This is a genomic window from Kosakonia sp. YIM B13571, assembly GCF_042788095.1.
Taxonomy (GTDB): Bacteria; Pseudomonadota; Gammaproteobacteria; order Enterobacterales; family Enterobacteriaceae; genus Kosakonia; species Kosakonia quasisacchari.
This window is the reverse complement of the sequence record NZ_JBHZPL010000004.1, coordinates 454,053-475,596: the sequence shown is the minus strand read 5'-3', so window position 1 is coordinate 475,596 and position 21,544 is coordinate 454,053. Positions and strand designations below refer to the sequence as shown.

General features: G+C 53.2%; 21 protein-coding genes. 11 read left to right on the top strand and 10 right to left on the bottom strand.

Annotation, left to right across the window (positions count from 1 at the left end; translation table 11 throughout):
• Positions 1 to 112 precede the first annotated feature (112 nt).
• The 6 genes from ACFX4O_RS13775 (at position 113) to phoU (ending at position 5,593) form a co-directional block, all read left to right on the top strand.
• Positions 113 to 691 carry a hypothetical protein gene (locus tag ACFX4O_RS13775; protein ID WP_380209273.1) on the top strand — a complete coding sequence of 193 codons (579 nt, stop codon included), beginning with the start codon at positions 113 to 115 and terminating at the stop codon, positions 689 to 691.
• Positions 692 to 963: 272 nt separating this feature from the next.
• Positions 964 to 2,004 carry a phosphate ABC transporter substrate-binding protein PstS gene (pstS, locus tag ACFX4O_RS13770; RefSeq protein WP_380209275.1) on the top strand — a complete coding sequence of 347 codons (1,041 nt, stop codon included), beginning with the start codon at positions 964 to 966 and terminating at the stop codon, positions 2,002 to 2,004.
• Between the two features lie 124 nt (positions 2,005 to 2,128).
• Entirely contained in the window at positions 2,129 to 3,088 is a 960-nt protein-coding gene (gene pstC / locus ACFX4O_RS13765) for a phosphate ABC transporter permease PstC (protein WP_017458058.1), read from the top strand.
• Complete coding sequence (pstA, locus tag ACFX4O_RS13760) at positions 3,088 to 3,978, top strand: phosphate ABC transporter permease PstA (protein ID WP_380209277.1); 891 nt, start codon at positions 3,088 to 3,090, stop codon at positions 3,976 to 3,978. Before pstC ends, pstA begins: the two co-directional genes overlap by 1 nt.
• A 46-nt stretch (positions 3,979 to 4,024) precedes the next feature.
• A complete protein-coding gene (gene pstB / locus ACFX4O_RS13755) occupies positions 4,025 to 4,798 on the top strand; it encodes a phosphate ABC transporter ATP-binding protein PstB (RefSeq protein ID WP_131413014.1) in 774 nt (257 codons plus the stop codon).
• A gap of 69 nt (positions 4,799 to 4,867) precedes the next feature.
• Entirely contained in the window at positions 4,868 to 5,593 is a 726-nt protein-coding gene (gene phoU, locus ACFX4O_RS13750; RefSeq protein WP_380209279.1) for a phosphate signaling complex protein PhoU, read from the top strand.
• Positions 5,594 to 5,629: 36 nt separating this feature from the next.
• Here the strand turns inward: phoU and ACFX4O_RS13745 are convergent, their stop codons facing one another.
• From ACFX4O_RS13745 to yieH, 3 genes are read right to left on the bottom strand one after another with little or no spacing between them, the layout of a single operon-like run.
• Entirely contained in the window at positions 5,630 to 6,532 is a 903-nt protein-coding gene (locus tag ACFX4O_RS13745; RefSeq protein WP_131413018.1) for an ADP-ribosylglycohydrolase family protein, read from the bottom strand.
• Between the two features lie 24 nt (positions 6,533 to 6,556).
• A complete protein-coding gene (gene cbrC, locus ACFX4O_RS13740) occupies positions 6,557 to 7,144 on the bottom strand; it encodes a PF03691 family colicin E2 tolerance protein CbrC (RefSeq protein ID WP_131413020.1) in 588 nt (195 codons plus the stop codon).
• Positions 7,145 to 7,170: 26 nt separating this feature from the next.
• Positions 7,171 to 7,836, bottom strand: a complete 666-nt coding sequence (gene yieH, locus ACFX4O_RS13735; protein WP_131413022.1) for a 6-phosphogluconate phosphatase — start codon at positions 7,834 to 7,836, stop codon at positions 7,171 to 7,173.
• A 169-nt stretch (positions 7,837 to 8,005) separates the two neighbouring features.
• On the opposite strand from yieH, the gene ACFX4O_RS13730 reads away from it, so the two are divergent.
• Positions 8,006 to 9,343, top strand: a complete 1,338-nt coding sequence (locus ACFX4O_RS13730; protein ID WP_131413024.1) for an NCS2 family permease — start codon at positions 8,006 to 8,008, stop codon at positions 9,341 to 9,343.
• A gap of 37 nt (positions 9,344 to 9,380) precedes the next feature.
• Here ACFX4O_RS13730 and ACFX4O_RS13725 read toward each other — a convergent pair whose 3' ends face one another.
• The 7 genes from ACFX4O_RS13725 to rpmH form a co-directional block, all read right to left on the bottom strand.
• On the bottom strand, positions 9,381 to 9,947 hold the full coding sequence (locus tag ACFX4O_RS13725; RefSeq protein ID WP_131413026.1) for an NADPH-dependent FMN reductase: 567 nt from the start codon (positions 9,945 to 9,947) through the stop codon (positions 9,381 to 9,383).
• Between the two features lie 19 nt (positions 9,948 to 9,966).
• Entirely contained in the window at positions 9,967 to 10,710 is a 744-nt protein-coding gene (locus ACFX4O_RS13720; RefSeq protein ID WP_131413028.1) for a 4'-phosphopantetheinyl transferase superfamily protein, read from the bottom strand.
• 197 nt (positions 10,711 to 10,907) lie between these two features.
• A complete protein-coding gene (gene mnmE / locus ACFX4O_RS13715) occupies positions 10,908 to 12,272 on the bottom strand; it encodes a tRNA uridine-5-carboxymethylaminomethyl(34) synthesis GTPase MnmE (protein ID WP_380209282.1) in 1,365 nt (454 codons plus the stop codon).
• 72 nt (positions 12,273 to 12,344) lie between these two features.
• On the bottom strand, positions 12,345 to 13,988 hold the full coding sequence (gene yidC, locus ACFX4O_RS13710) for a membrane protein insertase YidC (protein WP_380209284.1): 1,644 nt from the start codon (positions 13,986 to 13,988) through the stop codon (positions 12,345 to 12,347).
• A 2-nt stretch (positions 13,989 to 13,990) separates the two neighbouring features.
• The gene (gene yidD, locus ACFX4O_RS13705; protein ID WP_017458070.1) at positions 13,991 to 14,248 is read right to left on the bottom strand and encodes a membrane protein insertion efficiency factor YidD; all 258 of its coding nucleotides are present in this window, start codon (positions 14,246 to 14,248) and stop codon (positions 13,991 to 13,993) included.
• A complete protein-coding gene (gene rnpA / locus ACFX4O_RS13700) occupies positions 14,212 to 14,571 on the bottom strand; it encodes a ribonuclease P protein component (protein ID WP_017458071.1) in 360 nt (119 codons plus the stop codon). Before rnpA ends, yidD begins: the two co-directional genes overlap by 37 nt.
• 16 nt (positions 14,572 to 14,587) lie before the next feature.
• The gene (gene rpmH / locus ACFX4O_RS13695) at positions 14,588 to 14,728 is read right to left on the bottom strand and encodes a 50S ribosomal protein L34 (protein ID WP_000831330.1); all 141 of its coding nucleotides are present in this window, start codon (positions 14,726 to 14,728) and stop codon (positions 14,588 to 14,590) included.
• Between the two features lie 607 nt (positions 14,729 to 15,335).
• Here rpmH and dnaA point away from each other — a divergent pair.
• The 4 genes from dnaA (at position 15,336) to gyrB (ending at position 21,501) form a co-directional block, all read left to right on the top strand.
• Positions 15,336 to 16,733, top strand: a complete 1,398-nt coding sequence (gene dnaA / locus ACFX4O_RS13690) for a chromosomal replication initiator protein DnaA (protein WP_131413034.1) — start codon at positions 15,336 to 15,338, stop codon at positions 16,731 to 16,733.
• A 4-nt stretch (positions 16,734 to 16,737) separates the two neighbouring features.
• Positions 16,738 to 17,838 (top strand): DNA polymerase III subunit beta, encoded by a 1,101-nt coding sequence (gene dnaN / locus ACFX4O_RS13685; RefSeq protein WP_131413036.1) that lies wholly within the window; start codon positions 16,738 to 16,740, stop codon positions 17,836 to 17,838.
• Between the two features lie 146 nt (positions 17,839 to 17,984).
• A complete protein-coding gene (gene recF, locus ACFX4O_RS13680) occupies positions 17,985 to 19,058 on the top strand; it encodes a DNA replication/repair protein RecF (RefSeq protein WP_380209288.1) in 1,074 nt (357 codons plus the stop codon).
• 28 nt (positions 19,059 to 19,086) lie between these two features.
• Positions 19,087 to 21,501, top strand: a complete 2,415-nt coding sequence (gene gyrB, locus ACFX4O_RS13675; RefSeq protein ID WP_380209290.1) for a DNA topoisomerase (ATP-hydrolyzing) subunit B — start codon at positions 19,087 to 19,089, stop codon at positions 21,499 to 21,501.
• Positions 21,502 to 21,544: the final 43 nt, after the last annotated feature.

Genomic DNA, 21,544 nt, shown 5'->3' with positions numbered 1-21,544 from the left:
ATGCAAATGTCAGATCGTATGCGCCTGTTAGGGCGCGGCTGGTAACAGAGCCTTACAGGCGCATCTGAAAAACCTCCGGCTATGCCGGAGGATATTTATTTTAAGGATACGCATGAGTTTGTTGGAAAAAATGGCGGGTGCGAGGTTGCTTGCACTCATCAATTATTGCCGGGGCGTTGATGCGGGAATCGCGGGTCGCAAGCTGGCGCAGTTGAAGCTGGCTGCGGAAGCATTCAGAGAGATGCCAAAGGTCTACCCTGCAGGCAGAGGCGGGACAACTTTTTATGGCAGCGTAACGGTAGTGTTTTATGCCTTGCTACTGAGCTATGTCTGCCTTGCGCTGACGGTGAAAACCGCCATTGGCGGCCTGGGTTTTATCGTAGGTGTAGCGGTATTTTTAATCCTGGGCGTGGCACTTATTGGTATAGAAAAAGGGCGTACGCTCTCCTTGAAATTATTTCTGGCTGTCTGGTTGCTGTTATTTGTTTGCAACGTGCTAGTGGCAGGATGGCTTCTCATTGCTCGGTTTTCCGCAATGTCTCTGGCTTTTTGGGGAAGTGGTATTGTTCTGTTATGGCTGGCGCGGAAAGTGATGAATGGGCCTGAACTGACAAAACTGATGCAGTGGCGCGTATCGCTGAAAATAGCCCAATTTCGGCGTCAGGCATTGACGCAATCTAAGCGCAAATAAATTGCTAAGCGGCGGCTTTTTCTCGCATTTAGTTAGAACTTCTTGTCAAATTCAGCTACGGTTTGAGTGTCATAAAACTAAAATTTTGCTGACACCTTATTGTCATTAAACTTTTTATCTTGCTGATAAACCATCCAACATTCGCTAAATCTGGCCGTAATTCGTTGCTGTCATCAAACAGTAACAATCATTGCATATAACTGTCATCAAAGTGTCCTATTTTGCTCATCGTAGCCACTAAACAACGATTTACGATTCTTGCAGGAGACATTATGAACGTTATGCGTACCACTGTCGCAACTGTTGTCGCCGCGACCTTTTCTCTGAGTGCATTTGCTGTAAACGCAGCTGCCAGCCTGACAGGCGCGGGCGCAACTTTCCCGGCGCCGGTGTATGCCAAGTGGGCTGATACCTACCAGAAAGAAACAGGTAACAAGATTAACTACCAGGGTATCGGTTCTTCTGGTGGCGTTAAACAAATTACTGCTAAAACTGTTGATTTCGGTGCGTCCGATGCCCCGCTGTCTGACGACAAACTGGCTCAGGAAGGCCTGTTCCAGTTCCCAACCGTGATCGGCGGTATCGTGCTGGCAATCAACGTCCCGGGTGTTAAATCCGGTGAGCTGGTGCTGGACGGCAAAACCTTGGGTGACATCTACCTGGGCAACATCAAGAAATGGGATGATGCGGCCATCGCCAAACTCAACCCTGGCCTAAAACTGCCTTCGCAGAATATCGCTGTGGTTCGCCGCGCTGATGGTTCCGGCACCTCCTTCGTTTTCACCAGCTATCTGGCGAAAGTGAATGAAGAGTGGAAATCTAAAGTGGGTTCTGGTTCTACCGTTAACTGGCCGACCGGTCTGGGCGGTAAAGGTAACGACGGTATCGCGGCGTTCGTTCAGCGTCTGCCGGGTTCTATCGGTTACGTTGAATATGCTTACGCTAAGCAGAACAACCTGACCTACACCAAGCTGCTCTCTGCCGATGGTAAAGCGGTTAGCCCGACGGAAACCAGCTTCTCCAACGCAGCCAAAGATATCGACTGGAGCAAGTCTTTCGCGCAGGATCTGACTAACCAGAAAGGTGCAGATGTGTGGCCAATCACCTCCACCACGTTCATTCTGGTGCACAAAGAGCAGGCTAAACCTGAGCAAGGCGCTGAAGTGCTGAAATTCTTTGACTGGGCTTACAAAAAAGGCGGCAAACAAGCTAACGACCTCGACTACGCAACCCTGCCGGATAGCGTTGTTGAACAAGTTCGCTCAGCCTGGAAAGCCAACGTGAAAGACAGTAGCGGTAAAGCGCTGTACTAAGCGCAAGTTTTTGAAGAACATGGCGGATGGCGCTTACACCATCCGCCTTACAGATCTTCTGTAGGCCCGGCAAGCGCAAGTGCCTGCGGGCAAATTCGTAAGACGTTAAACTGAAGAGTAATTTATGGCTGCAACCAAGCCGGCATTTAATCCCCCGGGTAAAAAAGGCGACATGTTATTCAGCGCACTGGTAAGACTGGCTGCGCTGATTGTGTTATTGCTGCTCAGCGGCATTATCGTGTCCCTGATTTTCTCCTCATGGCCAAGCATTCAGAAGTTTGGTTTTTCTTTCCTGTGGACCAAAGAGTGGGATGCACCGAATGACGTCTATGGGGCACTGGTACCGATTTACGGCACCATTGTTACCTCCGTCATCGCGCTGTTGATCGCTGTTCCGGTGAGTTTTGGTATCGCGCTGTTTTTGACGGAGCTGTCGCCAAACTGGCTGAAACGCCCACTGGGTATTGCCATTGAGCTGCTGGCGGCGATCCCGAGTATCGTTTACGGCATGTGGGGGCTGTTTATTTTCGCTCCGCTGTTCGCGACCTACTTCCAGGAGCCGGTGGGCAATGTCCTCTCCAACATTCCTTTTGTCGGTGCGCTGTTTTCCGGCCCCGCATTTGGTATCGGTATTCTGGCCGCAGGGGTGATCCTCGCCATTATGATTATTCCGTACATTGCGGCGGTAATGCGCGATGTATTCGAACAAACGCCGGTAATGATGAAAGAGTCGGCCTACGGCATTGGCTGCACCACCTGGGAAGTTATCTGGCGCATCGTGTTGCCATTTACCAAAAACGGGGTGATTGGCGGCGTGATGCTAGGTCTGGGGCGCGCACTGGGTGAAACCATGGCGGTGACCTTTATCATCGGTAACACCTACCAGCTCGACAGTGCTTCGCTGTTTATGCCTGGCAACAGTATTACCTCCGCGCTGGCGAACGAGTTCGCCGAAGCCGAATCGGGCTTGCATGTTGCGGCATTGATGGAACTGGGGCTTATCCTGTTCGTGATCACCTTTATCGTGCTGGCCATTTCTAAATTTATGATCATGCGCCTGGCGAAAAACGAGGGGGCACGCTAATGGCTACGCTTGAAATGCAAAGCACCTCGCAGCTGGCCGAATCGCGTCGCAAAATGCAGGCGCGCCGCCGTTTGAAAAACCGTATTGCCCTGACATTGTCGATGGCGACCATGGCCTTCGGTTTGTTTTGGTTGATTTGGATCCTACTGTCCACGGTTACGCGCGGTATTGACGGTATGTCAGTGGCGATGTTTACCGAAATGACGCCGCCGCCAAATACGGCGGGCGGTGGTCTGGCTAACGCCCTGGCGGGCAGTGGCCTGTTAATTTTCTGGGCGACGGTTGTCGGAACACCGCTGGGCATTATGGCCGGGATTTATCTTGCGGAGTATGGCCGTAAATCGTGGCTTGCTGAAATTATCCGTTTTATCAACGACATTCTGCTTTCAGCGCCTTCCATCGTGGTGGGTCTGTTCGTTTACACCCTTGTCGTCGCTCAGATGCAGCACTTCTCTGGTTGGGCCGGTGTGATTGCGCTGGCGTTGTTGCAGGTACCGATTGTCATCCGTACCACGGAAAACATGCTGAAATTGGTGCCGGACAGCCTGCGTGAAGCGGCTTACGCACTCGGGACGCCGAAATGGAAGATGATTTCCGCGATTACCCTAAAAGCTTCGGTTTCCGGAATTATGACCGGCGTGCTGCTGGCCGTTGCGCGCATCGCAGGTGAAACCGCTCCGTTACTGTTTACGGCGCTCTCCAACCAGTTCTGGAGCACCGATATGATGCAGCCTATCGCTAACTTGCCGGTGACGATTTTCAAATTCGCTATGAGCCCGTTTGCCGAGTGGCAGCAGCTGGCCTGGGCCGGGGTGCTGATTATCACTCTCTGCGTACTGTTGTTAAATATTCTGGCGCGCGTCATTTTCGCGAAGAGTAAACACGGTTAATTTTTGCGACGCGGCGAAAGCGGTGTCGAGTTGAGGAAAGAGATAAATGAGTATGGTTGAAACGACGCCGGATAAGATTCAGGTTCGCGATTTGAACTTCTACTACGGCAAATTCCATGCACTGAAAAACATCAGCCTGGATATTGCCAAAAATCAGGTGACGGCGTTTATCGGGCCGTCGGGCTGCGGTAAATCCACGCTGCTGCGTACTTTTAACAAAATGTTTGAGCTTTATCCTGAGCAGCGCGCGGAAGGTGAGATCCTGCTGGATGGCGACAACATTCTGACCAATACGCAGGATATTGCGCTGCTGCGCGCGAAAGTGGGGATGGTGTTTCAGAAGCCAACGCCGTTCCCGATGTCGATTTACGACAATATTGCTTTCGGTGTGCGCCTGTTTGAGAAGCTTTCACGCCCGGATATGGACGAGCGTGTGCAGTGGGCTTTGACTAAGGCCGCATTATGGAACGAAACCAAAGATAAGCTGCACCAGAGCGGGTACTCTCTCTCCGGTGGCCAGCAGCAGCGTCTGTGCATCGCCCGCGGCATCGCGATCCGCCCGGAAGTACTGTTGCTTGATGAACCCTGTTCAGCGCTTGATCCGATCTCAACCGGTCGTATCGAAGAGCTGATTACAGAGCTTAAACAGGATTACACCGTGGTAATCGTGACGCACAACATGCAGCAGGCAGCGCGCTGTTCCGATCACACGGCATTTATGTACCTCGGTGAGTTGATTGAGTTCAGCAATACAGATGATCTGTTCACGAAGCCGAAGAAGAAGCAAACGGAAGACTACATTACCGGGCGCTATGGTTGATTTGCTGAGCAGTGAAGATCTCAGTAACCCTGTTACAACGTGAAATCTGGCGGGCATTTGGAGTGCACCATGGACAATCTCAACCTTAACAAACACATTTCCGGGCAGTTCAACGCTGAGCTGGAAAGCATTCGCACTCAGGTAATGACCATGGGTGGAATGGTGGAGCAGCAGCTTTCTGACGCTATCACCGCCATGCACAACCAGGACAGCGAGCTGGCTAAGCGCGTTGTTGAGGGCGACAAACAGGTTAACATGATGGAAGTCACCATCGACGAAGCCTGTGTGCGCATTATCGCCAAGCGTCAGCCGACGGCGAGCGATTTACGTCTGGTGATGGCGATCATTAAAACCATCGCTGAGCTGGAACGTATTGGCGATGTGGCGGATAAAATCTGCCGTACCGCGCTGGAGAAGTTCTCCCAGCAACACCAACCGCTGCTGGTAAGCCTTGAATCGCTGGGCCGCCACACTGTGCAGATGCTGCATGATGTGCTGGACGCGTTCGCCCGAATGGATCTGGACGAAGCGGTGCGTATCTACCGCGAAGATAAAAAAGTGGATCAGGAATATGAAGGCATTGTGCGTCAGTTAATGACCTACATGATGGAAGATCCGCGCACTATTCCAAGTGTGCTGACCGCGCTGTTCTGCGCCCGTTCTATCGAGCGTATCGGCGACCGTTGCCAGAATATTTGTGAATACATTTTCTACTTCGTGAAGGGTCAGGACTTCCGCCACGTTGGCGGCGATGAACTGGATAAGCTGCTGTCTGGAAAAGATCCTAAAGAGTGATAAGAAAACCCCCTCTGCGATGAGGGGGTTTTTGTTTCAGACCGATTTTGTCAGCAGTTTTCTTGCCAGCGTATCGATATCCTCGTACTGCCAGAGTTTGTCACGCCACGCTTGCGGAATACCGTTTACTCCGTAAAACGCGCCAGCCAGTTGCCCGGCAATGGCGGCAGTCGTATCCGCATCATCACCCAGATTGGTTGCCAGCAGGATGGTTTCTTCAAAATCGTTGCCTTTGGCGAAACACCATAGCGCGGCTTCCAGGCTCTGCACGCAGTAACCGGTTCCAAAAATCTCCGCGCGCGTTTTTTGCAGATAGCGACCTTCCGCAATATGGCGCAGGTTTTCCTGCTCCGGTAACTGCGCGATGTCGGTCAGTGTTTCCAGCTTATTTTTTCCCTGTAAGGCATTCATAAGCTGTTGCGCGAACAGACGACAACTGGCGAGCGCTTCCGGCGCGGCGTGTGTGGTACGTGAAGACGCTTCCGCATACTCCAGCACTTGTGCTTCATGAGGAAAGAACCACAGCACCACAGGAGCCAGACGCATCAGCGAGCCGTTGCCAGCCGTTCGCGGGTTGCTGGAACCAGCAAAGGGTTCGCCATCATTGGCGAACTTCTGCAACGCATTGGCAACGGTCATGCCGATATCAAAGCAGTGGCCCGTAGAGCTTAAATAGCCCCATTTCCACCAGTTCAGATAACGGTTCATCTGATCCTTTGCGTTAAACCCGTTACAGGTGACCAGGCTTTCCGCAAGGCACAGCGCCATTGATGTATCGTCAGTCCACTGCCCGGCTTGTAAATGAAACGGGCCGCCGCCTTCCATCCCCGTCACGGGAGGAAAAGAGTCCTTCGCGCTAAACTCCACCGTTGTACCAACCGCATCACCTGCGGCTAGCCCAAGCAGGCAACCCTGGTAACGTGCAAGTAATTCAGACATCTGTTGTGCTCCTGTCGCTCTCCATCAGGAGAAATCGGCCCACAGCCGCAGTTTCCCACAATGCAGGCAGCGGAAGAGATAACCCTGGCAATCACCGCCATCAAGCAGGTATTCGGGGAGCTTCTCGTAATCTATGCCGAAAGCATTGCAGTCGGCCCGCAGATCGGCAAATTGATCCAACTTGTCGGCAATCTCTTTCCAGCCAACGTACCCTTCGAAGGCGCAGAAATCATTACAGTGCGCCAGCCAGTACTCCTGCTGCCAGCCACAATATCCCGGTGTTCTTTCGGTCAATTCAATCACGCTGGCTTCCGGCCAGGGATTTTTAAAGCCGGTAAATTCGCCTTCGTCGTCGAACTCGCTTTCAATGCCCTCCAGAGAGGATTCATCCTGAAAGCTGCCGCCAAATTTCTCTGCGGCTGCACCATCTGCAATACACCATGGGCAGAGATAGTCGACATCTTGCCGGGTATAGAATGGATTGGTGTAGTAGACATGGGTTGGCTGCTGACAGCAGGCGCAGGTGACCGTTTTGTCTTCAGAGAACACCCCGGTTTCCAGAGGTTGCGGGTGATATTTAAATACCGGTAGAGGGCGATGTGTCTGGGCCATAAAAACATCCTGTTTAGTGGTTTAGATTAACGCGTAACATGCCACCCGCGAGCGCGCCACAGCTCTGGCAACTGCGCCAAATCAGTGAACGTAGTCACTTTTGGGTGGTCGATGGGTTTGTTATGCGGATCGGCGCAGAAGTAAAATACTTCCATCCCTGCCGCGATACCAGATTGCGCCCCGGCGGTGGAATCATCCACCAGAATACAGTTTGCCGGATCGACATTGAGCGCTTTAGCTGCATGGTACATTATCGCCGGATCGGGCTTCCAGCGTTGGATGTCATAGCCGCTAAACAGTTTTTCAGGAAAGTGATGTAGCATTCCAAGTTTACCCAAAGAGTGTTGCATTTTGCTGACGGGGCCGTTAGAAACGACGCACATCGGAATCGCCACCGCGTCCAGTAATGCATTCGCACCGGCAATCACTTCCAGCTCGCTGTCAAACAGACGCGCCACTTCCGCGCGATACACCGGCTCCAGCGCGCTTTTATCCAGCGCTTTACCGTACTCCTCGCCGATAACATCAATGATTTCATACAGTTTCATGCCTTTAAACCGTTTGAAAACCTCGTCCAGATCGAGCGAAATACCAAACGCTTCAAACATATGCACGTACGCGCGGGAACAAATTACTTCACTGTCGACCAGGGTGCCGTCACAGTCGAAAAATACCGCTTCAATGTGGGACATGCCGTTTCCTGTTTTATTGCAAGTTTAACGTTTACTTAACGCAGATTACGGGACGCAATCGTTGCCGTATAAGCAAATTCAATGAAAAAAAGTGTGTGATAACCGTCAACATTGTCTCATTTTGGTATAGGATAGCGACGAATTTTCCTTCCTATTCCGGAAATTGATAATGAGCCAACAACACTCTACCCAGGCCTCAAACCAGGGGTTGCTTGACCGCGTGTTTAAACTGCGCGAGCACGGCACTTCGGCACGCACCGAAGTGATCGCCGGTTTCACGACCTTTTTGACGATGGTGTATATCGTTTTTGTTAACCCCCAGATTCTGGGCGTCGCCGGAATGGATACCAGCGCAGTATTTGTGACAACCTGCCTGATTGCCGCTTTTGGCAGCATTCTGATGGGGCTGGTGGCTAATTTGCCGGTCGCACTGGCGCCGGCCATGGGGCTGAATGCTTTCTTTGCGTTCGTGGTTGTTGGCGCGATGGGCCTCTCCTGGCAGATTGGCATGGGTGCGATTTTCTGGGGCGCGGTCGGTCTGCTGCTGTTGACCATTTTCCGCGTCCGTTACTGGATGATTGCCAATATCCCGGTTAGCCTGCGTGTTGGCATCACCAGTGGTATCGGCTTATTTATTGGCATGATGGGGCTGAAAAATGCCGGTGTTATTGTCGCCAACAAAGACACGCTGGTGAGCATTGGCAACCTGACGTCTCACAGTGTTCTGCTGGGCGTACTCGGTTTCTTTATCATCGCGATTCTGGCGTCGCGTAATATTCACGCCGCTGTATTGATTTCTATTGTTGTGACGACGCTGTTGGGCTGGCTGATGGGCGATGTGCAGTACCACGGCATTGTTTCCGCGCCGCCGAGCGTTGCATCCGTTGTTGGCAATGTTGACCTCGCGGGTTCGTTTAATATCGGTCTGGCGGGCGTGATCTTCTCGTTTATGCTGGTTAACCTGTTCGACTCTTCCGGCACGCTGATTGGCGTGACGGATAAAGCCGGGCTGGTGGATGAGAGCGGCAAATTCCCGCGCATGAAGCAGGCACTGTACGTTGACAGCATCTCTTCGGTCGCCGGTTCGTTTATCGGCACCTCTTCCGTTACAGCGTATATCGAATCGTCTTCTGGTGTGTCCGTGGGTGGACGTACTGGCCTGACCGCTGTGGTGGTGGGTCTGCTGTTCTTGCTGGTTATCTTCTTGTCGCCGCTGGCGGGCATGGTTCCGGCGTATGCCGCTGCTGGTGCGCTGATTTATGTTGGCGTGCTGATGACATCCAGCCTCGCGCGCGTGAAGTGGGACGACCTGACAGAAGCCGTACCCGCGTTTATCACCGCAGTGATGATGCCGTTTAGCTTCTCGATTACCGAAGGTATCGCGCTCGGCTTTATCTCTTACTGTGTGATGAAGATTGGCACCGGTCGCCTGCGCGATCTGAGCCCGTGTGTGCTGGTGGTTGCGGTATTGTTCCTGCTGAAAATCGTCTTTATCGACGCGCATTAATCTTTCTCCCTCTCCCGAAAGGGAGAGGGATTTTCCGCTACCGCTTAACGCGCTGAATATAATCACCAAAAGCCGTTAGTTGCCCGGTCAAATGGTCGAGCGTGCTTTGATCGACCACTTCTCCCGTTTGCTGATCCACCTTGTTCTGGATCACGCCGCCCATAAATTCCGGCTTGTTCATTACCATCGCATCCAGGAACACCAGGATCTGGCGTAAATGATACTGGCAGCGTGCGCCGCCAATCGCGCCCATAGAGCTTGTCTGAATCAAAACAGGTTTTCCGGCCAGCGGCTGCTCCGGCAGACGTGATAACCAGTCGATGGCATTCTTCAGGCCGCCAGGCACCGAGTAGTTATACTCAGGCGTTACAATGACCACGCCGTCCGCTGCGCGGATTTGTGCCGCGATCGCTTCCACACTTTGCGGGAAACCTTCTTCTTGCTGAATATCGGCGTCATACAGCGGGACATCAGCAATGGAAGGCAGCGGTGTAATCTCCATTCCTGCCGGGGCGAGTTTCGGTAACGTGCGTGCAACCATGGCATTAAATGAGCCTTTGCGCAGGCTCCCGAGAAGTGTCACAACCTTGAGTTCAGCAGACATAATGACTCCTGTGTAGGGATCAATTAAGGATCAGGGCTTTTTCCGCAGGCAGACTGGTGAAGCGCATTAAGCGGGATGCGGGATCGTTAGCGCGCGTTTGCACATCAGAAAGATAACGCCACCCTTTTTGGCTGTCGAATTCCCAGATCTTCAGGCTTTCGATTGCCGGACTCACCGCGACCGACCAAATCAGTACATCTTCCGCATCACACATCACTTCCACCTGCGCCAGTTGTGCGGCGCGAAGACGCCCGGATCCCGGCAATAACTGTAGCTGGCCCGGTTCATCCTGCATCTGGTGCAGTAGCTTCATTACGCTCTGACGTATGGTCAAAAGCTGAGTTTGCGCTTCGTTAGCATCGTTTTGGTTGTTGATCCACAGCTGCTCATTATTGGTGAACGTGTGTTTATGTCCGTGTGGGCTATGAAAACTGCGCGTTGCGCGCTGTAACTCCATATCCAGCCCGCATTCGCCTTCGGTGGTGATTGCCACACCGACCATGTTCCCGGCATACGCCAGTGAGAAATGCGGCAGGCTGCTGTCGACGAACCTCGGTCGACCGCTGGGTTCAATTTCAATTTCCGGTAGCTCGCTCGCGCCGTAAAGCATAAACAGCATTTCAGCGAGTAACGCGCGGGAAGCGAGAAAGCGTGAGCGGCGATGTTCTGGAAGCTGGCGCGCCGTATCATGGCAGGCTAGCGGTAACCGGGTAGAGATGAGATGCCCTTCTGACAGGATCCCTCTTGCAAAGTGCGTCGCCATTTTTCTCTCCGTGATAATGGTCTGAGTTGATCGAATCGATAATCAATATTATCGCCCATACTGCATAGGTTTTAATGCGGAAATTCGCATCTGAAAAGTCCTAATGGGGATATTTACACTTTCTTTCGCTGATCCGAAACACTTTAGGAAAATCCACCGTAGTAACACAAACGGCCGTTAAAACGGCCGCCATGTCATTACTTACCAATACAGAAACTTGAGAAAATGCGCCCCAGCAAATCGTCTGAGGTAAACTCGCCGGTGATTTCACTTAAGTTTTGTTGCGCAAGGCGTAGCTCTTCGGCAAGCAGTTCACCTGCCCATGCGCCTAACAGTTGTGCTTTACCCTGTTGCAGATGCTCTGCGGCCGTTTCCAGCGCTTGTAAATGACGACGACGCGCGAGGAAGCCGCCCTCCATGCTGGTGTCAAAACCCATGCTCTGCTTAAGATGCTGACGTAGCACATCCACGCCTTCCCCCGTTCGTGCCGACAGACGAACAAGTGAGTGACTATTCACTTCACTCATACCCAGCGGTTCACCGGTGACATCCGCTTTATTGCGCACCACGGTAATCGGCAGTTTCGCTGGCAGACGGGCAATAAAATCAGGCCAGATCTCCGCCGGGTCAACGGCATCGGTAGTGGTGCCATCCACCATAAACAGTACGCGATCAGCTTGCTCGATCTCCTGCCAGGCGCGTTCGATACCAATGCGTTCCACTTCGTCGCTGGCTTCACGCAGCCCGGCGGTATCGATGATATGCAGTGGCATACCGTCGATATGAATATGCTCGCGCAGCACGTCGCGGGTGGTGCCGGCGATATCGGTGACGATTGCCGCTTCGCGTCCGGCCAGCGCGTTCAACAGGCTCGATTTCCCGGCATTTGGGCGTCCGGCAATAACCACCTTCATCCCTTCGCGCAGCAGGCTACCCTGACGCGCTTCGGCGCGTACGGCGTCCAGATCGGCGATAACGTCATTCAATTGCGCTTCGATTTTGCCATCGGAGAGGAAATCGATCTCTTCGTCTGGAAAATCAATCGCCGCTTCGACGTAGATGCGCAGGTGAGTGAGTGCTTCCACCAGGTGATTCACGCGGGCGGAAAATGCGCCCTGCACTGAATTCACCGCTGAACGCGCCGCCTGCTCAGAGCTGGCATCAATCAGGTCGGCAATTGCCTCAGCCTGCGCCAGATCGAGCTTGTCATTGAGGAATGCGCGCTCAGAGAACTCACCAGGATTGGAGATACGCAGCCCTGGCAGCGTCAGGATGCGTTTTAACAGCAGATCAAGGATCACCGGGCCGCCGTGGCCTTGCAGCTCCAGCACGTCTTCACCAGTAAAAGAGTTCGGGCCGGGGAACCACAGCGCGATGCCCTGGTCCAGCGTGGTGCCGTCGACATCCATAAACGGCAGATAGTCGGCATAACGCGGTTTCGGTAGCTTGCCCAGCACTGCTTGCGCCACATCGCGTGCTTTACTGCCTGAAATACGCAGGATGCCCACGCCACCGCGTCCCGGTGGAGTTGCCTGGGCGACAATCGTGTCGTTGTGGTTCATGGTTTATTTTCCGAAATCTCAAAATAAGAAAGGCGGTCAGTTGACCGCCTTCCGTAGAGCTATGACTTACTGTCAGGAGCTTTTCTTCTCGCGGCTATGCAAACCACGTTTCTCCAGACCACGGTAAATCAGCTGCTGCTGAATAATGGTCACCAGGTTGCTGACGATATAGTACAGCACCAGACCGGACGGGAACCACAGGAAGAACACCGTGAAGATGACCGGCATAAAGGTCATGATCTTCTGCTGCATCGGGTCGGTCACGGTGGTCGGCGACATCTTCTGAATGAAGAACATCGTGATGCCCATCAGGATCGGCAGGATGTAGTACGGGTCTTGCGCGGATAAGTCATGGATCCACAGGGCGAACGGCGCATGGCGCAGCTCAACGGAACCCATCAGCATGTAATACAGCGCGAGGAAGATTGGCATCTGAATCAGCAGCGGGAAGCAGCCGCCTAGCGGGTTCACTTTCTCCGCTTTGTACATCGCCATCATTTCCTGGCTCATGCGCTGTTTATCATCACCTAAACGCTCACGCATCGCCTGAATTTTCGGCTGCAGCATGCGCATTTTCGCCATGGAGGTGTACTGCGCCTTGGTCAGCGGGTACATGATGCCACGCACGATAAAGGTGATAGCGATGATGGAAAAGCCCCAGTTGCCAAGGAAGCTATGGATCCATTTCAACAGCTTGAACAGCGGCTGGGAGATGAACCACAACCAACCGTAATCCACGGTCAGATCCAGGTGCGGTGCTGCAGCAGCCATTTTGTCCTGAATCTCCGGGCCTACCCACAGGGTGCTGTTTAGCGCGGTAGTCTGGCCAGGCTGAACAATAACCGGCTGGGATTTGTAGCCGATAGCAGCCACACCATTACCCAGATTACTGGTATAGAAGTTATTAGCACCGTTGCTGCTCGGGATCCACGCAGTAGCGAAATACTGTTGCAGCATCGCAACCCAGCCGCCATTGGAGCTGACGTTGAGGTTTTCGTTATCGGCGATGGTGTCGAATTTGTATTTCTCATACTTCGCGTCTGGCGTGGAGTAAGCCGCGCCGCGGAAAGTATGTAACGCAAAGTTGCTGCTGCCGGTATCACGATGAGACGGCAAATTGATGGATTGCTTCAGTTGACCGAAGGCGGCCACTTCCAGCGGTTTTTCGCTGGTGTTCTGCACGTTATAGCCGACGTTCACCGTATATTCACCACGTTTCACAGTGAAAACTTTGGTGAAGGTGTTGCCTGCCGCATCGGTATAGGTCAGCGGGATAGCCAACTCGTTCTGGCCATCAGCCAGCACAAACGCATCTTTTTCCACGTTATACAGCGGACGTGGGCCGTTCGCCGGGTTATCCGGGCCATCACGACCTGTCAGGCCGCTCTGCGCCTGATAGATAAACTGCGGGGTGGTTTCCAACAGCTGGAACGGCTCGCTGGAACCCAACTCTTTCGGGTAAGTCGGAAGCAGTGCCTGCTCAACATCACCACCACGGGTGTTGATGGTCAGCTCGAGCACGTCGGTTTTAACCGTAATCAGTTTCCCCTGGCCACTGGCCGGAACGCCCTGGTCGGCTGCGTTACCCGCTGCGGTGGTCGTAGTCTGCGTGGTCTGCTGCGCCGGAGGAGGATTTTTATCCTTCTCCCACGTTTGCCAGATCATGAAAGACACGAACAACAAAGCGATGATAAAAAGATTGCGTTGCGAATCCATCGTTAGTGTTCTCTGGTTTTAGAAGGTCCTGGCGGGACGGGATCGTCTCCACCCGGGTGTAAAGGGTGGCATTTTAATACGCGTTTCACTGTCAACCAACTGCCTTTTATCACTCCAAACCTGCGCAATGCCTCAATTCCATAGTGAGAGCAGGTTGGAGTGAAACGGCAGTGCGGCCCGAGTAGCGGACTAATCAGGCGCTGATAGACCCGAATGAGGGCTATCAGGACCCTTGAGCCAGGCGACAATGGCGGCGCCATAATTTTTCCAACGCTTCCGAGAGAGCACGGTTATCGAGGTCGGCAACCCCTTTCTTCGCCACCACCACAAAATCCATTGCCGGCAGTTCATGCTGGCGTAAACGGAAACTTTCACGCGTCAGACGTTTAATCCGATTGCGTTCATGGGCGCGTTTGACGTTTTTTTTGGCGACGGTAAGACCGATACGGGGATGCCCCAGCGAATTCAGGCGGCCGAGGATGGTGATTTGCGGCGTGCCAGCCCGTTGTGGCTGCTGGAAGACGAAAGTGAAATGAGTGGGAGTTAACAAACGTAACTCCCTGGGAAAAGCGAGCTTAACCACTCAGGGGTTAGCTTTATTACTTGGAAACGGTCAGACGTGCGCGGCCTTTAGCGCGACGACGAGCCAGAACCTGGCGACCATTTTTAGTAGCCATACGAGCACGGAAGCCGTGAGAACGGTTGCGCTTCAGTACAGACGGTTGAAAAGTGCGTTTCATGGCGGTTTCTACCTAAACTTGAATAAATTCACTGACTTTTGCGTATGCCTGAACGGATATCGAACGACTGGCGCGCAAGCCATGGGTAATTAAAGAGGCCGGATTGTAATAATTGTACACTCCGGAGTCAATTCTCTTTCCTTATTGCGCTCCTATTTTTGCACAGATCCGCACAAAAAATAAGCACCATTCGACGCCCGAAGAAGAGCATGACGCGCCGGGGGCAGAATTATACGGAGCCAACAGCAAAGCGCAAGGATCCTCCAGGATCTTCATTAGATCGTTTAAGCAATAAACCGTCGTTACTCATTAAATTTTCCAATATGCGGCGTAAATCGTCTCGCACCTCTTGTTGGATCGTTTACACTTACCCGATTCCGAATCGCCCTGTGGATAAATAGTGAAGAATCTGTGAGAAACACAAGATCTCTGGCGCGGTTTACGCTATGATCCGCGGTCCCGATCGCGATCCAGGATCGTGAGCAGGGCAAAAAAACCGTAAATAGCGGTTCGCACGTCACCCGGTTGGGTCTTATCGACGTGTGTCAAAAAACATTAATGTTTCTGTCTTTACTATTTATCGATTTTCGTTCGAGTGGAGTCCGCCGTGTCACTTTCGCTTTGGCAGCAGTGTCTTGCCCGATTGCAGGATGAGTTACCAGCCACAGAATTTAGTATGTGGATACGCCCATTGCAGGCGGAACTGAGCGATAACACGCTGGCTTTGTATGCGCCAAACCGTTTTGTCCTCGACTGGGTTAGGGACAAGTACCTTAATAATATCAACGGGCTGCTGAATGATTTCTGCGGTACGGATGTTCCGCAGCTGCGTTTTGAAGTGGGCTCCCGCCCTGTTAGCCAGACCCTGAAAGAACCAGCCGTTGTCGCTGCGCCCGCGCAGGCGGCGCAAGTTGTTGTGCAGCGTGCGGCACCTGCGGCTCGCTCTGGGTGGGATAACGTCCCCGCTCCGGCTGAACCGACCTACCGCTCAAACGTTAACGTGAAACATACCTTTGATAACTTCGTTGAAGGTAAGTCTAACCAGCTGGCTCGTGCGGCGGCTCGTCAGGTAGCGGATAACCCCGGCGGTGCGTATAACCCGTTGTTTTTATATGGCGGAACCGGTCTCGGTAAAACGCACTTGTTGCACGCTGTGGGTAACGGCATCGTGGCGCGAAAGCCCAATGCTAAAGTGGTGTATATGCACTCCGAACGTTTTGTCCAGGACATGGTAAAAGCCCTGCAAAACAATGCGATCGAAGAGTTTAAACGCTACTACCGCTCCGTTGATGCCCTGCTGATCGACGATATTCAATTCTTTGCCAATAAAGAACGATCCCAGGAAGAGTTTTTCCACACTTTTAACGCCTTACTTGAAGGCAATCAGCAGATCATTTTGACGTCGGATCGTTATCCAAAAGAGATCAACGGCGTTGAGGATCGTCTGAAATCCCGCTTCGGTTGGGGGTTAACGGTGGCGATCGAGCCGCCGGAGCTGGAAACTCGGGTAGCGATCCTGATGAAAAAGGCCGACGAAAACGATATCCGTCTGCCGGGTGAAGTGGCCTTCTTTATTGCTAAGCGCCTGCGCTCTAACGTGCGTGAACTGGAAGGGGCGTTGAACCGTGTTATCGCCAACGCCAACTTTACTGGCCGCGCGATTACTATCGATTTTGTCCGTGAGGCGCTACGCGATTTGCTGGCGTTGCAGGAAAAACTGGTCACCATCGACAATATTCAAAAGACGGTGGCGGAGTATTACAAGATCAAGGTAGCGGATCTGCTGTCGAAGCGTCGATCCCGTTCGGTAGCCCGCCCGCGTCAGATGGCGATGGCGCTGGCAAAGGAGCTGACCAACCACAGTCTGCCGGAAATCGGCGATGCATTTGGTGGCCGCGACCATACTACCGTGCTGCATGCCTGCCGTAAGATTGAGCAGTTGCGTGAAGAAAGCCATGATATCAAAGAAGATTTTTCCAATTTAATCAGAACATTATCTTCGTGACGCTATGAAATTTACCGTTGAACGTGAACATTTATTAAAGCCGCTGCAACAGGTAAGCGGCCCGCTGGGCGGACGTCCGACATTGCCTATCCTCGGTAATCTGCTGCTGCAGGTTACTGAAGGCGCTCTGTCGTTGACCGGCACCGATCTCGAAATGGAGATGGTGGCGCGCCTTGCGTTAGTCCAGCCGCATGAACAGGGAGCGACCACCGTACCGGCGCGTAAATTCTTCGACATCTGTCGCGGTCTGCCAGAAGGCGCAGAAATCGCCGTGCAACTGGAAGGCGATCGTATGCTGATCCGTTCCGGGCGCAGCCGTTTCTCTCTTTCTACTCTGCCTGCTGCGGATTTCCCGAATCTGGACGACTGGCAAAGCGAAGTGGAGTTCACGCTCCCGCAGGCCACCATGAAACGCCTGATCGAAGCGACGCAGTTTTCAATGGCGCATCAGGATGTGCGTTACTACTTAAACGGTATGCTGTTTGAAACCGAAGGCGAAGAGTTGCGCACAGTCGCGACTGACGGCCACCGTCTGGCGGTCTGCTCAATGCCGATTGGCCAGGCGCTGCCGAGCCATTCGGTGATCGTGCCGCGTAAAGGGGTGATTGAGCTGATGCGTATGCTTGACGGCGGTGACACGCCGCTGCGCGTGCAGATTGGCAGCAATAACATCCGCGCGCACGTCGGCGATTTCATTTTTACGTCCAAGCTGGTGGATGGTCGTTTCCCGGATTATCGCCGCGTGTTGCCGAAAAACCCGGATAAAACCCTCGAAGCGGGCTGTGATTCGCTGAAACAGGCGTTTGCCCGGGCGGCGATCCTCTCTAACGAGAAATTCCGCGGCGTGCGTCTGTATGTCAGTGAGAACCAGATCAAAATCACCGCCAACAACCCGGAGCAGGAAGAAGCGGAAGAGTTTCTCGACGTCACCTACGGCGGGAGCGAAATGGAAATCGGCTTTAACGTCAGCTACGTGCTGGACGTACTGAATGCACTGAAATGCGAAAATGTGCGTATTCTGCTGACGGATTCGGTTTCCAGTGTGCAGATTGAGGATGCGGCGAGTCAAAGCGCAGCCTATGTTGTTATGCCAATGCGTTTGTAGTGATTAAAAGGGGCTGGTTTACTTGCCATTTCGCCTTCCGGCAGTGCTCGAAATGCTTACGTACTTCGTGTACGCTCCGCTTTCTGTGCGCTGGCGGTAGACGAACTGGCTGCGACACTCACGCCCCTGGACTGATACTCTGAACTATGTCACTGACCCGCCTTCTTATTAAAGACTTCCGTAACATCGAGAATGCGGATCTCGCGCTCTCCCCTGGTTTTAATTTCCTGGTCGGTGCTAACGGCAGCGGCAAAACCAGCGTTCTGGAAGCTATCTATACGCTTGGCCACGGGCGGGCGTTTCGCAGTTTGCAAATCGGCCGCGTGATTCGTCATGAGCAGGAATCTTTTGTTCTGCATGGGCGTTTACAGGGCGAAGAGCGGGAAACGGCGATTGGCCTGACTAAGGATAAGCTCGGTGACAGCAAGGTGCGCATTGACGGCACTGACGGCCACAAGGTCGCGGAGCTGGCGCTACTAATGCCAATGCAGCTGATCACGCCGGAGGGGTTTACTTTACTCAACGGCGGTCCCAAATACCGAAGAGCGTTCCTTGACTGGGGATGCTTTCACAACGAAGCCGGTTTTTTCAACGCCTGGAGCAATCTTAAGCGTTTGCTAAAACAGCGTAACGCCGCGTTGCGCCAGGTGAGCCACTACGCGCAGCTTCGTCCGTGGGATAAAGAACTTATCCCGCTGGCCGGGCAAATCAGCCGCTGGCGTGCGGAATACAGCACCGCTATCGCTGAAGATATGGCGGATACCTGCCAACAATTTTTGCCGGAATTTTCCCTGACATTCTCTTTTCAGCGCGGCTGGGAGAAAGAGACGGACTATGGCGACGTGCTGGAGCGCAATTTTGAGCGTGATCGCATGCTGACCTACACCGCGCATGGCCCGCACAAAGCGGATTTCCGCATCCGTGCGGACGGCGCGCCGGTAGAAGATACGTTGTCGCGCGGGCAGCTAAAACTCCTGATGTGCGCGCTGCGTCTGGCGCAGGGCGAGTTTTTAACGCGCGAAAGCGGACGACGCTGTTTATACCTGATAGATGATTTTGCCTCAGAACTTGATGACGCGAAGCGCGGGCTGCTAGCCAGCCGCTTAAAAGCTACGCAGTCGCAGGTTTTCGTCAGCGCTATCAGCGCTGATCACGTGATGGACATGTCGGACAAAAATTCGAAGATGTTCACCGTGGAAAAGGGTAAAATAACGGATTAACCCAAGATTAAATGAGCGAGAAACGTTGATGTCGAATTCTTATGACTCCTCCAGTATCAAAGTCCTGAAAGGGCTGGATGCGGTACGTAAGCGCCCGGGTATGTATATCGGCGATACGGATGACGGCACCGGTCTGCACCACATGGTATTCGAGGTGGTAGATAACGCTATCGACGAAGCGCTCGCAGGGTACTGTAAAGATATTGTCGTTACTATTCATAGCGATAACTCCGTCTCCGTACAGGATGATGGCCGCGGTATTCCGACCGGTATTCACCCGGAAGAGGGGGTTTCCGCTGCGGAAGTGATCATGACCGTTCTGCACGCAGGCGGTAAGTTCGACGATAACTCTTACAAAGTTTCCGGTGGCCTGCATGGCGTAGGCGTTTCTGTGGTTAACGCCCTGTCGCAGAAACTGGAGCTGGTTATCCAGCGCGACAACAAAGTTCACCGCCAGCTTTATGAGCACGGTGTCCCGCAGGCACCGCTGGCCATTACCGGCGATACCGAAAAAACCGGTACGATGGTGCGTTTCTGGCCGAGCTATGAAACGTTTACCAACGTCATTGAATTTGAATATGAGATTCTGGCTAAGCGCCTGCGCGAGCTGTCATTCCTGAACTCTGGCGTTTCTATTCGCCTGCGCGATAAGCGCGACGGCAAAGAAGATCACTTCCACTACGAAGGTGGTATCAGAGCGTTTGTTGAATACCTCAACAAAAATAAAACCCCGATTCACCCGAATATTTTCTACTTCTCCACCGAAAAAGACGGTATTGGCGTCGAAGTTGCCCTGCAGTGGAACGATGGTTTCCAGGAAAACATCTACTGCTTTACCAACAATATTCCGCAGCGTGATGGCGGTACTCACCTTGCGGGCTTCCGCGCGGCGATGACCCGTACGCTGAACGCCTACATGGATAAAGAAGGTTACAGCAAGAAAGCCAAAGTCAGCGCCACCGGCGACGATGCGCGTGAAGGCCTGATTGCGGTCGTGTCTGTGAAAGTGCCGGATCCGAAATTCTCCTCGCAGACCAAAGATAAACTGGTCTCTTCCGAGGTGAAAACGGCGGTAGAACAGCAGATGAACGAACTGCTCAGTGAATACCTGCTGGAAAACCCGTCCGACGCGAAAATCGTGGTAGGCAAAATTATCGACGCAGCGCGTGCGCGTGAAGCGGCACGTAAAGCGCGTGAAATGACCCGCCGTAAAGGCGCGCTGGATCTTGCTGGCCTGCCAGGCAAACTGGCGGATTGCCAGGAGCGTGACCCGGCGCTGTCCGAACTGTACCTGGTGGAAGGGGACTCCGCGGGTGGTTCTGCGAAGCAGGGCCGTAACCGTAAAAACCAGGCAATTCTGCCGCTGAAAGGTAAAATCCTTAACGTTGAGAAAGCGCGTTTCGACAAGATGCTCTCTTCGCAGGAAGTAGCGACGCTTATCACTGCGCTGGGCTGCGGCATCGGCCGCGATGAGTACAACCCGGATAAATTGCGTTACCACAGCATCATTATCATGACCGATGCGGACGTCGATGGTTCGCACATCCGTACGCTGCTGCTGACATTCTTCTACCGTCAGATGCCAGAAATCGTTGAGCGCGGCCATGTCTACATTGCACAGCCGCCGCTGTACAAAGTGAAGAAAGGCAAGCAGGAACAGTACATCAAAGATGATGAAGCGATGGATCAGTACCAGATCGCTATCGCGCTTGATGGCGCAACCCTGCATACCAACGCCAGTGCGCCTGCGTTAGCCGGTGAGCCGCTGGAAAAACTGGTGGCTGAATACAACGCTGTGCAAAAAATGATTGGCCGCATGGAGCGCCGTTTCCCGCGCACCCTGCTGAAAGAGCTGGTGTATCAGCCGACGCTGGCCGAAGCCGACCTTTCCGACGAACAGAAAGTGACGCGTTGGGTAAATGCTCTGGTCACCGAGCTGAACGAAAAAGAGCAGCACGGCAGCCAGTGGAAGTACGATGTGCGTGTTAATAGCGAGCTGAACCACTTCGAGCCGATCATTCGCGTACGTACTCACGGCGTCGACACCGATTATCCACTGGATAACGAGTTTGTTGTCGGTGGCGAATATCGTCGTCTCTGCGCGTTGGGTGAAAAGCTGCGTGGCCTAATCGAAGAAGACGCCTTTATCGAACGCGGCGAGCGCCGTCAGCCGGTTGCCAGCTTCGAGCAGGCGCTGGACTGGCTGGTGAAAGAGTCTCGCCGTGGCCTCGCTATTCAGCGTTATAAAGGTCTGGGCGAAATGAACCCGGATCAGCTGTGGGAAACCACCATGGATCCGGACAGCCGCCGTATGCTGCGCGTGACCGTCAAAGACGCGATTGCTGCAGACCAGCTGTTCACCACGCTGATGGGCGATGCAGTTGAACCGCGTCGTGCCTTTATCGAAGAAAACGCCCTGAAAGCGGCGAATATCGATATCTGATCCGCTGTTTCCCCTCTCCATCCGGAGAGGGGAAAACCTAAAA

Bases quoted from the DNA above. Each gene is read 5' to 3' on its own strand.
- ACFX4O_RS13775 (WP_380209273.1), top strand. From the start codon at position 113: ATGAGTTTGTTGGAAAAAATGGCGGGTGCGAGGTTGCTTGCACTCATC.
- pstS (WP_380209275.1), top strand. From the start codon at position 964: ATGAACGTTATGCGTACCACTGTCGCAACTGTTGTCGCCGCGACCTTT.
- pstC (WP_017458058.1), top strand. From the start codon at position 2,129: ATGGCTGCAACCAAGCCGGCATTTAATCCCCCGGGTAAAAAAGGCGAC.
- pstA (WP_380209277.1), top strand. From the start codon at position 3,088: ATGGCTACGCTTGAAATGCAAAGCACCTCGCAGCTGGCCGAATCGCGT.
- pstB (WP_131413014.1), top strand. From the start codon at position 4,025: ATGAGTATGGTTGAAACGACGCCGGATAAGATTCAGGTTCGCGATTTG.
- phoU (WP_380209279.1), top strand. From the start codon at position 4,868: ATGGACAATCTCAACCTTAACAAACACATTTCCGGGCAGTTCAACGCT.
- ACFX4O_RS13745 (WP_131413018.1), bottom strand. From the start codon at position 6,532: ATGTCTGAATTACTTGCACGTTACCAGGGTTGCCTGCTTGGGCTAGCC.
- cbrC (WP_131413020.1), bottom strand. From the start codon at position 7,144: ATGGCCCAGACACATCGCCCTCTACCGGTATTTAAATATCACCCGCAA.
- yieH (WP_131413022.1), bottom strand. From the start codon at position 7,836: ATGTCCCACATTGAAGCGGTATTTTTCGACTGTGACGGCACCCTGGTC.
- ACFX4O_RS13730 (WP_131413024.1), top strand. From the start codon at position 8,006: ATGAGCCAACAACACTCTACCCAGGCCTCAAACCAGGGGTTGCTTGAC.
- ACFX4O_RS13725 (WP_131413026.1), bottom strand. From the start codon at position 9,947: ATGTCTGCTGAACTCAAGGTTGTGACACTTCTCGGGAGCCTGCGCAAA.
- ACFX4O_RS13720 (WP_131413028.1), bottom strand. From the start codon at position 10,710: ATGGCGACGCACTTTGCAAGAGGGATCCTGTCAGAAGGGCATCTCATC.
- mnmE (WP_380209282.1), bottom strand. From the start codon at position 12,272: ATGAACCACAACGACACGATTGTCGCCCAGGCAACTCCACCGGGACGC.
- yidC (WP_380209284.1), bottom strand. From the start codon at position 13,988: ATGGATTCGCAACGCAATCTTTTTATCATCGCTTTGTTGTTCGTGTCT.
- yidD (WP_017458070.1), bottom strand. From the start codon at position 14,248: ATGGCGCCGCCATTGTCGCCTGGCTCAAGGGTCCTGATAGCCCTCATT.
- rpmH (WP_000831330.1), bottom strand. From the start codon at position 14,728: ATGAAACGCACTTTTCAACCGTCTGTACTGAAGCGCAACCGTTCTCAC.
- dnaN (WP_131413036.1), top strand. From the start codon at position 16,738: ATGAAATTTACCGTTGAACGTGAACATTTATTAAAGCCGCTGCAACAG.
- recF (WP_380209288.1), top strand. From the start codon at position 17,985: ATGTCACTGACCCGCCTTCTTATTAAAGACTTCCGTAACATCGAGAAT.
- gyrB (WP_380209290.1), top strand. From the start codon at position 19,087: ATGTCGAATTCTTATGACTCCTCCAGTATCAAAGTCCTGAAAGGGCTG.